Annotated in this window: 3 protein-coding genes; all 3 read right to left on the bottom strand. The window is 58.4% G+C overall.

Translation table 11 applies throughout. The features are described from left to right. Positions 1–149: 149 nt before the first annotated feature. From ACX3YD_RS27690 to ACX3YD_RS27680, 3 genes are read right to left on the bottom strand one after another with little or no spacing between them, the layout of a single operon-like run. Positions 150–458: a hypothetical protein gene (locus ACX3YD_RS27690; protein ID WP_130209051.1), complete on the bottom strand. Its 309-nt coding sequence runs from the start codon at positions 456–458 to the stop codon at positions 150–152. Positions 459–470: 12 nt separating this feature from the next. Further along, positions 471–10,838, bottom strand: coding sequence for a hemagglutinin repeat-containing protein (locus tag ACX3YD_RS27685; protein ID WP_458961549.1), 10,368 nt, complete (start codon positions 10,836–10,838; stop codon positions 471–473). A 23-nt stretch (positions 10,839–10,861) separates the two neighbouring features. After that, complete coding sequence (locus tag ACX3YD_RS27680) at positions 10,862–12,568, bottom strand: ShlB/FhaC/HecB family hemolysin secretion/activation protein (RefSeq protein WP_458961548.1); 1,707 nt, start codon at positions 12,566–12,568, stop codon at positions 10,862–10,864. Positions 12,569–12,599: the final 31 nt, after the last annotated feature.

Below are 12,599 nucleotides of genomic sequence, written 5' to 3'. Positions count from 1 at the left end.
GATCGGCTGTTCAGATTTGTCCACGTCACCGCCATGGCCAGGCGCTTTTCGGGGACGAATGAAGGTCAGGCGATGGCTCTCAAATCCAAGGATCGGCTTGCTGGCAGGAGACCACTTGAGATGCTCTCCACCATCCCAACAAGCGGACCTTACGGCTTGGTAGCCGCATTCAAACGAAGACGTCTTAGCACGGGACTCTCGCCTCCGCTTATTTCTACTTTAAACTCGGCATAAGCCGTTTCAAGATCATCATATTTCCGTAGACCACCCTCGGTAAAATTATATGCCCCTGGAACGTCCCGCCATTCAATAGGAGCCACAATTTTCCCTGTACAAGCATCGCTGATCAATTTTGACAGTGCATCAGACAAATCTCTGACCTCGGCATCAACAGACGAATATTGAGCAAGAAGTTGCTCCAATTTCTCTGCGCTCTTGGCTAAGAGTACTTGATCCATTTTCAGTCTCCTTTAATTTCCAATTGTTCCTATGTGCGTAGGCAGTGACCACGAGGCACGATTTGGCACAACATATTGTATCGCGCCGCCAGGTCTTGACACCAACCCTCCGAGCTCAGTCGTTGGAGCAACTTTGCTCACAAAGACGGTCGCCGGACCACTTGGAGAAATCTGATAGATATCATACAACTGCGCCTCACTCCTTACAGGTAAACCAAAATAATCAGCAAGGCTATACCCAGATTTTGAAGCCGCATTTAGATCAGCCGCTGTCGTGAAAAATGGCGAATATGGGGAAACCGTCTGCCCTTGAGGAACAATTTTAACCAACGGTGAATTTGTCGTTAGCAGTTTCGGTGTACCTGATCCAGACCCCAACTGGTCTACTGCCCGTGCATATATTTTGCTTATGTCGGCGGTTGGGTCAGCGGCGCCAAGCTCTCTTAAAAGCTGCTGTCCTTGGAATGTGGACAAATAGCTATCAGCAGTTCTTCGATCAACGCCATACGTCTTGAACGTGCTGACGCTATCAATCTCTGCCGTGTGCGTTGCACGAAGCGTATCGAGGTCAGGCACCACATCTTTTGCACCTTTTGAAGTCGATGGTGCCGCCGCAGATAGAGACCTAATCCCATAAAGCCCCGCTAGGGCCGCCGTTGCAGCCTGGAGTGACATTACGAGATCATAACGACTTTCAATTTCATCTCTCGACAATCCTGACTCTTTCACTATTGCCGTTATAGCAGCATCTCTAGTTATACTTTCCGAATCCAAGCCTTGCAGAACAGCCTCAACATTCGCGGAGTCTTCAGGGTATATATCTTTATAGAGCAACGAGTAGCTTACAGAGTCGCCGTACTCTACAAGCGCTTGCTTGGCCATTGCAACTAAACGAGCACACTCCGCACCCGCTTTATTTCCAGCGGTACACGCCGCTTGAATAGCCGCATCCCTATCCTTATCTAGTTTTTTTGTATCTGCTAACTTCTGTGCTTCTTCGGGCGTAATCGTGCCCTCACGCTCCTTAAGCGTTAGAGCTTTCTTTACGTTTGCCTCTTCAACACTAAGATAATTATTCTCTACCGCGTTTTTACTTGCTTGCGCGCCAGCGATAGCATCTGCTGAACTTCCACCAACAAGCCCGCCCGCCAAACCACCGGCCAAGGTCGAAAGCGCCGAAACCTTCTGCTTTTCAGCCTCAGTCAGTTGATCGCTGGTCTTGCCCGGATAGAGCTGACTAGCAACCAGCTCGCCAATGCTTGCCCCTGCCGCTCCAGCTAAAGCGGAGTTCTGCTGGGATTTAGCCAACACCGCCCCGAGCAAGGCATGAGCCATGATCCTGGCTTCAAGGTTGTCGCCTGTACTGTCCTTGATGACACCGGCCAAATAAGGCGCCGATGCTCCCGCTATGGCCTGGCCGATATTCCCGCCCGCCAATCCTTGAATCGCAGCAGTCACAGCCTGTGCAGCCCTTTGCAGATCGCTACCGGTGCCATACTGCTGCATGACTGTATTGGTGATCTGGGTAGCTATCTGCTCCTTACTTGGATCGGTGTTCCCCTCCTTAATCAGCTTTTGGCGGGCATCCTCGACCGCCAGGGGATCCTTCTGCGCCTTCGCGGCTTCAATCGTCCCTTGAGTACGAATGATGTCCATCGCCTGATTGCCGATATCACCAATCAGCTGCGCCTGGCGCAGGCGGTTCTGTTCTTTCTCCTTGTCGAAAATCGGACTCAAAGCATTGTTGGCGTGTTCGACGTCACGGCTCAGCGATGCCACATCTTGCTGTTGCTGATCTTTGTCGCGAATGGTGATTTCACCGTTCGAAACAGCCGAATAGGTGGTACTGCTGTCATGCCCGTTGTTGTTTGCCCCTACCAGCAGCATGCTGCCCATGTTGCCCATGAACATCGAGCCCGCATCCCCACCAGTACCTCCACTGACACTTTGATGCTGGCTACTGAAGTCGGCTTTATTACCTATGTCCGTCCAACCCAGAGTACCTGTGTTCAGCTTGTTCTTATCGGCGCTGGCAGTACTTCCGATCACGCTGCCATTGAGCTGGGTATGCTCGCCTACGGTGACCTGATAACCATCCTTGCCAGCAAACAGGCCCGTCTGTTCTTGCACGCTATTGAAGTTAGACTTGATCTTGTCCTGGCTGACGCTGAGCGAACCACTACCCGTCATGCTGCCGATGGTGAAGCTAGCGCCACCGCTGACATTGGCCTGCTTGGAGTCAAAACGGTCACTGTCTCGCAGACTGCTCATAGTCAGGTTGCGACCGATATCAGCAACCACTTTTTGCGCCGAGGCTTGCGCACCTTCCAAGGTGGTATCCCGACCGCTATTCAGGGTCAGTTGATTGCCCGCATTGACGGTAGTTTCCGTCCATACGGTTCCATTACCCTTTTCCTTGCCGGTACCACTATTGGCGTTGGCAAAGATACTCAGGCCTGCTCCGCTGGAGCCCACCCCCAAACTGACACCGACAGCCTCACCACCGCTCTTATTGGAACCATCCAGCTTTTGCGTATTGGCCCCCGCACGCATATCAATGTCGCGAGCAGCCGACAGCACTACGTCGTGCCCCGCCTGCAGCTTACTGCCAATGACCGAGATGTCGCCCGTTGCAGCGCCCGGTTGTCCATTACCGGTAGCAATGACATGCAGATCATTTCCTGCAGTTAAACTGCTTCCCTGGCTGACACTTTGCTCCTGGACCTGCTTGGAGCTGGATTTTTGCGCCCCCAGAGACAAGGCAATACCCACAAAACTACCTTCCTTCGCGCCAGACTCTAATGCCTGAGCGCCCTGCCAAGCCTGATACCCAGACAAACCAGCCTTGATTCCCTGGAGCGCGGCAAGACGAGTGTCATCTTCGTGCTTGGCTTCCTGGGCGGTTTGCACCGCAGTGTTGACGGCTTCTCCCACCACACCCGACAAGGCAAGTGTCAGGCCACTTTTTTTGCTCTCCTGGCTAGTCCGGGTAGAGCTGTCACTCGCGGCGTCGATGATCCTGACATTTTTCCCGATCAGACTAATGTCCTTACCAGCGACCACATCCGAGGCCTTGACTGTAAGGTCCTTACCGGCGGTGATATTCACATTACCCAGCACACTGCCGACCGTGCTGGCCTTCTGGGTCTGGCTCTCGGTGTCCTGCTTATAGGTGTTCTTGGACGACCCCAAGGTGACACCAATCCCGCCGGAACTGATCAAGCCCGATTTCTTGGTCGATTGGCTATGCTGCGCGCTGAAGTGCTCGACATCGCTTTCGATGCGAATGTCATTACGTGCCTGTAGGTTGGTCTCTTCGGTCGACACCACGTTACTGGCGGACACCACCAGGTTGTTACCCGCCTGAACCAGCGTGGTGTTTCCGCTGAGCGTCGACCCCGTCAATGACGTGCTGCTGGAGGAGTCACTGCTCATCTTGCTGGTGCTGGACAGACCAAAACCGCCCGACTTGGACTTCGCGGACGCACTGAACTGACTGTTCTGTGCGGCATTCAGATTGACATCGTTGCCAGCAAGAACCTCTAGGGCACCCTTGTCACTGTTCACGGTCGAGCCCGTGATATTGATGTCATTGACCGCGACTAAAGTGGTTTTTCCTTCAGCTTGAATAACCGACGAAACGGCTTCTTCATTGCCGCTTTCGGTCATCGTCGACTTTTTCTTACCCCACGAGCCTTTCTTGGTTTTCGAGTAGTAGGAGTAATCACTGTTTTCCGCCGTGTTCAGACTCAGATCATTGCCTGCGTATACATACGCCTCATTGCCTGCGTTCACCCGACTGGCTGTGACCTTAAGATCCTGACCCGCACTCAAGGCAACGTTGCCCCCCGCAGTGACAGTCGTAGACACCTGACGGACATGATCCTCCTGACTCGTCACCTTCTTGGTCTTGCTATACGAATGCTGCTCATCCGCCGCCGAAGCCAGTGTCAGATCGCCAACAGCGCTCATGCTCACATCGCGTTTGGCCTCGATCTGGCTGGCGATGGCGGTGATATCCCGGCCGGCGTTGACCTTCAGGTCCCGCCCCACATCCACGTCTGAGCCATATTGGGTAATGGTCTGATCCCGATGCCGCCCGCGCTCGCCGCTGACGATCCGTTCGGCTGATGTGAGGTTGACGTCGCGACCGGCAGTAATCGTGGTATCAGCACCGCTCTTCACTACGCCGCCGACGTTGTTGATGTCGCGCCCGGCGTTGATCGTCAGGCTGTTGGCCGCTTCGATGCGCGCGGCGTTGTCGACGAAGTCGGTGCGCTCGCTGCGATAACCACTGCTGCTTTCGTGGGTGGTGACGGTGCGCTCGTTGATCACATCGCCCCGGGTGGCGGCCACCGATACGTCACGACCGGCGATGATGCCGCCGGCCTTGTTGGTGAGGTTGTTGCCCGCCAGCAGGTCGAGGCGATTGCCCGCTTCGACAAGCCCGCTGTTGACCAGGTCGTTGCCGGCGGTGGCCGACAGGTTGTTGGAGGCGCGCAAGGTGCCGGCGTTGTTCAGATCCTTGCCGGCGATCAGGGTCACGTCGCTGCCCTGGATCAGCGCGCCGTTGGCGGCCAGGCGGTTGTTGGCGTTGGCCAGGTACAGCACCGGCACCAGCACTTGCTCGCCGTTCACTTCGGCATTTTCCATCCAGACAATATCGTGGGTCAGGGCCGCGACTTGTTCGGAGGTCAGGCTGACGCCGAGCGACAGGTTGAGCTCCTGTTTGCTGGCGATCGCGTTGTTCATCAGGTACTTGAACAGGCCCTCGTCGGAGGTCTGGCCATCGATGAAGCGCTGGCCGGTACGGGCAACCACGGCTTGCTGGATCAGGCGTTGCTCATAAAGACCATCGCCCAGGCGTTTGGCGCTTTGATCGGGGTCGTAACCGAGGTTGGACAGCAGGTAGTCCGAGCTCATGAATTGCTTGAGGTCGGTGAGCACCGGGTTGGTTTCGATCAGGTACTTGTGCGGCTGGGACTTTCCGGCGTTGCTCGGCAGGCCTTTCACGCGGTTGATCGTGACCGGTGTACTGGTGGACGAGGTGACGGTGGCGCCGGTGAGGGTCCAGCTTTGTGGGCCGGTGCCGGTCGGGGTGGTGCTGCTTTCCTGGCTCAGACGGAACAGGCCGTTCTGGCTGGTGGGCAGGCTGAAGCCGGGCAGGCTGACCGGGTTGACCTGCTGTTGAGCCAGGTCGGGCGGCAGTTGTTGGTTCAGGGTGATGCGGGTGGAGAACTGGCTGCCCGAAGCACCGGTGCCGGTGCGCGGACCACTGCCCACATAGGTGTAGCCAGGGCGTACGACACTGTTATCGATATTGTTCTGGGCGTTGATGTTGACCGCGCCCGCAGCCTGGATCACGGCGGCGTAGCTTTGGTCGCTGGAGGCGATTTTCGTGGAGCTGCCTAAGTTCGGATACTCCATTTCGGTCATGCCGATAAAGTTGGCCAATCCGGCCTCAAGACCACCCAAGTCGTTGGGGTTATAGCCCGCGCTTTCGAACCAGTACTTGTCGGTGAAATTACTGGCCGCGCTGTACCATCCGCTGGCGTTGCGGGTGCGTTCGGAGCGAAACACCCGGGTGGTCTCGGTTTCGCCGGTCTCGATGCCGCTGTTGGTGAGGTTGACCAACGAGGCACTCAGATTGCCGCCGGTGGCAATGGTGCTGCTCTGGTTCAGCAGGTCACCACCGCTCAGGGCAAGGTTCCCGCCCGCCGTGATGCTGGACGCGGCACTGGCCTCAGTGACTTCGAATTTGTCGCGCTGCACGATCTCCCAGGCATGGTTTTGTTTGCCGCTGCAATCACCGGCATTGACCCCTTCGATACAGGTGATTTCGTCAATTTTGGCGGTGTAGATGCCCTGATTGCTGGTGGTCAGCACTGCGCGGATGTTTTGGATCGTACTCGCCGCCAGGCTCATGCTGCCGTCGCTTTGAATCGACGCCGAACTGTTGACGATACTGTCGGCCTGGGCGCCTTGCCCGTTACGGTCAATCGTGAGATTGCCCAGGCTGTAGATGTTGGCGTAGCTGTTGTTCAGCGCATTGACCCGCAGGCTCATGTTGCCGCCGCTGAAGATCAGCCCGTGATCATTGACCACCGACCCGGTGGTCACAGTCAACCCTTGGCCACTGCCCAGGGTCCCCGTGTTATAGAGGCCGCCGGCGCTCACGGTAAGGTTGGCAGCAGACGTCAAGCGACCGGCGTTGTTCAGTTGGCCACCCACTGACACGGTGGTGTCCCCCCCACCGGCAATGCTGGCGGCCGCGCTGACGTTCAGTTGTGCAGCGCTAAGGCCAAACGTTCCCAGGCTGCTGACCCGGCCATTGCCCGAGTACGTGCCACCGAGCGTCAGGCTCAGGCTGTCGTCACTCGCGATCAGGCCATCGTTATTCCAGTTACCGCCGTTACCGGTCAGTGTGCTGACGGCCAGCAGTTGACCGCTGGCCGTCTGGTTGAGGCTGTTGATGTTGACGGTCAGCCGATCGGCCTGAATCACGCTGCTGTTGGTCCAGCCGTCAGCGGTCAGGGTCAGGCCAGCGCGAGTGACGAAGTTGCCGCCGGCACTGCCCAGTAGTCCGGTGGCGATATCAAAAATGCCGGTGCCGACATGCAGCACATTGCCGCCGACGTTCAACAAACCACCAGCACCGAGGGTCAGGTCGTTGTTGGCGGATTCCACCGTGCCATTGCGGTTGTCGAACAGCCCGCCGATGGTAAATGAGGTTTTGCCATTGCTACCCAGCGCGCGAAGTTGACCGTTATGGTTGTCGAGGCTGGCAGCGGTGATGGTCAGTGTGCTTTCACTTTCGATGATGCCCAGGCGGTTGTTCAATGCGCCGCGCAGGCTCAGATCGACCTGTTGCCCGGCAATCTGCCCGTCGTTGTCGCCGCTGTTGTCGAAGTCTTTAGCCGTGACGCTGACCAACCCCTTGGCGTAGAGACCCCCATTGCGGTTGTCGAAGTTGCCGTTGGTGCCGGCATCGACGATGGCATCACCGGTTTGCGCGGTGATCCGCCCGCCGTAGTTGTCGATGCCGGCCAGTGCCTTGAGGTCCAGGCTCTGGGCCTGAATGATCCCGCCCTGACGATTGTTGTTCAGGTCATAGCCGTTGCGCAGTACACCCGTGATGTGGCTGCTGAAGGCGCCTTGCAGGCTGGAGAGCACGCCGCCGCGGCTGTCGAGGCTGGCAGCGGTGATGTCGAGGTTACCGTCCTTGGCGACGATGCGCCCGCTCTGGTTATCGATGGCACCACTGGTTTTTACTGTCAGATCGCCCTGGCTTTGCAGGCTGCCTTTGGCGTTGTCGAGGCTGGCGGCATTCAAGGTCAGGCCAGCGTCGCGACTGAAAATCAGACCGTTCGCACTGTTTTGCACCGTACCACTGGCAGTGAGGGTCAGCAGTTTGTTGGCTGCAACAGTACCGCCATTGCGGTTGTCGAGGCCGCCGGTCAACAGGTTCAGAAGTCCCTGGCTGGCCAGCTTGCCGCCCTGGTTGTCGATCTGATTGGCGCGGGTAATCACCAGCGGGCCGAGACTGGCCAATTGGCCGTTGGTATTGGTCAAGGTGCCGAGCAGATCAAGGGTGACCGCGCCATTGCCAGCCAGGCTGCCGGCGCCGTTGTTCAGGTCCGTACCGGTAAAACTGATGCCTTGCTGAGCATTGATGGTGGCATTGGCGTTGTTGAGGAAGGTGGCCTGGATACCCAGACCGGCACCGCTGTCGATCAGGCCACCCTGACTGTTATCCAGTGTCCCGGCAATGACGAAGGTTTGCGCACCGCCACTGGATAGAATGCCTTTTTCGCTGTTGTCGAGGCTGGCCGCCGTGACCTTCAGCGTACCGTGACTGACCAAGGCCCCCTCATTGCCGTTACGCACCGCGCCGGTGAGATCTACCAGCACGTCACCGTCACGGCTCGATAACGTGCCGCGATTGCGGTTGTCGAGGCTGCCGCCCAAAAGGCTCACGCCTTGCCAGCCAGAGATCAGGCCATTGAGGTTGGTGGTGGTCTCGGCGGTGACGTCCAGTTGTTGACGGCTGAAAAGCATGCCGTCGCTATTGTCCAGATTACGCCCGGTCAACGTATAACTTTGACTGCTGGAGAGTTCGCCGCCCTGGTTGTTCAGGTCCCGCAGGTTGCGGATGCTCAACTGACCGGTGGTGGTGATCAGGCCTTTGGCATTATTCAGATCGCCCATGGCACCGCTGAAATCGATGGCTATCGCGCTGCCCAGCAACGAGCCGCCGCTCTGGTTATTCAAGCCGGCGGCGGTGATGCTCAGGTTGTGGGCGGCGTTGATCAGTCCTTGGTCCTGATTGTCGAGCTGCCCGTTAACCTGAAGGGCGACGTCGGCCCGACTGGTAAGGGTGCCGCCGTTGTTGTTCAGGCTGCCGGCCTGTACGTCGACGTTGGCCGCAGCGATCAGACCTTTGAGATTGGTCAGCGCCTGCTGCACGCGCAGGGTCACTGCCTGATTGCCGACCAGTTTGCCGTTGCTGTTGTCCAGGCTGTCGGCCGCCAGCGTGAAAGCCTGGGCGCTGGAAATTTCGCCGCTGCGGTTGTCCACCTGCGCGAGATTTTTCAGCACCAGCACCGGGGCGTTGATTAAACCGTTCTGGTTGTTCAGTTCGCCGTGATTCAGATCCAGGGTCAGCAACGTGCCACTGGTGAGTTGTCCGCCATCGTGTTGGTCGAGGCTGTTGATGGTGGCCGTCAGGGCCTTGTTGCTGGCGATCCGACCCTTGTTGCTGTTATCGACCTTACCGGCGTTGACGTTCAGGCTGTCGAGGCTGGTCAGTTTGCCGTTCTGGTTGTTCACCAACCCCGTGGCGGTGATGCTCAAAACCTGACCGGCGTTCACCAGTCCCGCCACGTTATCCAGAGTCGCCATGCGCAGCGTCGCGGTGGCCAGGCTCGATAATTCGCCATTGCGATTGTTCAGGTGGCCAAGGGTTGCACTGAGTTGGCCGGTACTGGTGATCAGACCGCTGCCATTGAGCACCTGATTGGCCGTGAGGTTGAGGCTGCCATTGCTCAACACCCGGCCGTTGTTCTGGTTGTCCAGAGTTCCGGCGGTCATGTTTGCGGCTTGCGCGGCGCTCAACGTACCGCCCTGGTTGGTCAACGTCTGCGCGGTATTGACCGTCAGGTTGCGGCTGGCCACCACCGTTTTGCCGGTATTGTCGAGCGTCTGCGCGCTCAGACTGACATCGCCATTGGCGTTGCGGCTGTTATCGGCATTGACCCCGGCTTCAATGATGCCGTTATTGGTCAACTGCCCACCGGCGCTCAGGGCAACGCTGTCCCGGGCTGCAACAGTTTGCTGAATCGTCAGGTTGCCTTGAGTTTGAACGTTGACGGAGCTGCCGCCATACACCGCCCCCTGAGTCTCCAGGCTTGCAGCTTTGACACTGACTGCACCGGCAGCCGAGGTCTGCACGAGGCTCAGGTGACCATTGGCGTCGATCTGGATATCACCGCCACTGGCCGCCAGGTTGCCGGCCAGCTTCACCCCGACACCGGCCTCGGTGCCCACCAGCTTGATCGCCCCGGCATACATGCCGCCCAGTGCCGAGGAATCGATGGCCAGTTGTGGCTTGGCGCTGCCGTCTTCAGCGCGGGCGGTGGCGTTGAGGCTGTCGGCGTTGACGTCGTTGCGGCCGGTGACGATGGTCAGGTTCTTTGCCTGGATCTCGGCGTTGATTTTCGCGCTGCGGGTAATGATTTCGAAACGGTCGATGTTGTCGGCGTTCAGGCCGTCACCCTCGATCGACACACTGCCTTGATCGACCTGGAAGCGGTCCAGGCGTCCACCACCATCGAGCACCGGTTTGCCGGTGGTCAGCGTGACCCGCGGGGTGTTGATGAAACCGCAACCGTTGCAGGTGATGCCATAGGGGTTGGCAACGATGACCCGTGCCGACTGCCCCGCGACTTCGGTGTAACCGCGCAACTGACTGGGGCTGCCACCAATGACTTCGTTGAGGATCGCCTGCGCCGAGCCACTGTTTTTCAGGTGCGGGTTGTCGATGATGATGCCGCCCAACTGCGTGGCCGACGTCTGGGTTGAGCCGTTGTTGAGAATCAGCCCCTGGGCACTGACGTTGTATTCAACGAATTGGTTATGGGACAGGCCACTGCCATTGGGGGTGGCGATGTTAATGATCTGCACACCGTTGCCAGCATGATCCAGCGTGGTGCCGGGCGTGGCGACCACGATGCCGTCGGCTTGCGCCCAGACCGGTTGCCAGAACATGACGTTGGCCAACAGGAACGCCAGCCCGCGTTTGGGCATGCCGCAGAAGCGTTCACGGGTTTTCACCACGGCAGATGGCTGGCGAGCAAGAAAAGCGAAGTGGCGAACATCCATGTCGAGGTCTCAAAGAGTCGTTATCAGAGGAAAAAATCCACACTGAAATAGATCGGTGCTTCACGCTCGGTCAGGGCGTCCGGGCGCTCAAGGGAGTGGGCAAAGGTCACGCTGGCGGCCACATGCTGACCTCGGGCGAACAGCTCCACGGAGTTGCTGGACATGCGCCCGTGCTGATCGCCGTTGTAGCGATTGGCGCTGATCACTCCCTGGTCATAACCGAGGCTGGTGCCGTACTCGGCGAACACCGGGTGCAGCCATTCCAGGGTGACGGGGCGGGTCCAGCGCAAGTCGTTGCGCCAGTACCCACCGCTGTCGCCGGACAGTGATTGGTCCTTGTAGCCACGAATGGAGGACAGCCCGCCGAGACTGGTGCGTTGCGGACTGAACAGCACATCCTCACTGCGTTGGCCAGTCATCAGGCTGGTGAAATTGAAGGACTCGCCCCAGACCTTGAACGGCTGCTGGTATGTCGCTGTGGCGGTGTATTTGCGGTAGCGCGCGTTCGGCTCACCCGGTCCCGGATGGTGATTGCCCTGGGCATCCAGCGCGCCGATACCTTCCTGCATGCCGAGGTCGAGGTTAATAAAAGCGCTGCCGACCCGACGTCCATGGTTGATGCCGTACTGCATTTCGCTGATGCGGTTGCTGCTCAGCTTGAGCTTGCTGTCTTCGATGAAGTTATTGGTGCGCAGGTAGGACAAGCCGGCGTTGAGCGAGGTCTTGCTCACCGCATCGCGATGGATCACTCGCTCGGCGCGCAGTTGATGGTTCTCGCTGTCGCCGGTCTGCTTGAAGTTGTAACCATTGGCAGCGATCTGCGAGCGGTACTCGCTTTGGCTGTAGATGTAACTGAAGTTCCACCAGCCCCACGGCACGTTGTAATAGAGCATCGCGTTGCTGGAGGTGTGCTGGTGATCGGTCATTGCATCGTGACCGCCGCGCAGCATCAGTTGATCGGCCAGGCCCAGCGGACTGTCCCAGTCAAAGGTAGTGCCCCATTGCTGCTCACCGGTGCTGCGCTGGCCGTCATTGCTGCGGGACAACCCGGCACGCCAAGGCTTCTGCGGGGTGTTCTTGACCAACACTTCGCTGCCACCGACGTTCTTGCCCGGGGACAATTCCATCTGCGCCTGATTCGATGGCAAGCGGTTCAGTTGATCCACCATCTGCTCGATTTCCCGCAGATTGACCAGATCACCGCGCTTACCGGGGAAAGCCATCCCCAGTTCCCGCTCCGACAGCTGGCTGCCCTGCGCGCCCTTCAACCCTTCGAGCCGGCCCTCGACCACCAGCACTTTCAGATGCCCGCCGGACAGATCCTGCTGCGGCAGGTAGGCGCGACTGGTGACCAGGCCTTTTTCGATGTAGTGGTCGGTGATGACCTTGAGCAGCTCATTGAGCTGCGCAACGCCCAGGCACTGGCCGATGTACGGCTTGAGCAAACGCTCGCGCTCGGCAGCGGACAGGCTGTCGGCACCCTTGAGTTCGATGTCCTTGATGGGGAAACAACGTCTGTCGACCGGGGCTGCCGGTTGAACCGGTTTGGCGGGCTTGCCCGGCAACTCCTTGAGCTCTTCAAGGCGCCGGCGCTGCTCTTCGAGCAAGCGATCCTGACGCTCACGGATCAGGTCGGTATCACCGGGAGTGGGAGCGGCATGGACGGTATTGAGTGGAGAAAGGCATAGCAGGGCCAGGCCCAACCTCGCCACAAGGGCGGGTGGTTGCATGTTCGATCCCTCGAAATGGAAAGTGATGGCG

Source organism: Pseudomonas fluorescens group sp. PF-1, assembly GCF_054481335.1.
The sequence above is the reverse complement of the archived record's forward strand: the minus strand, read 5'-3'. Positions and strand labels throughout refer to the sequence as shown.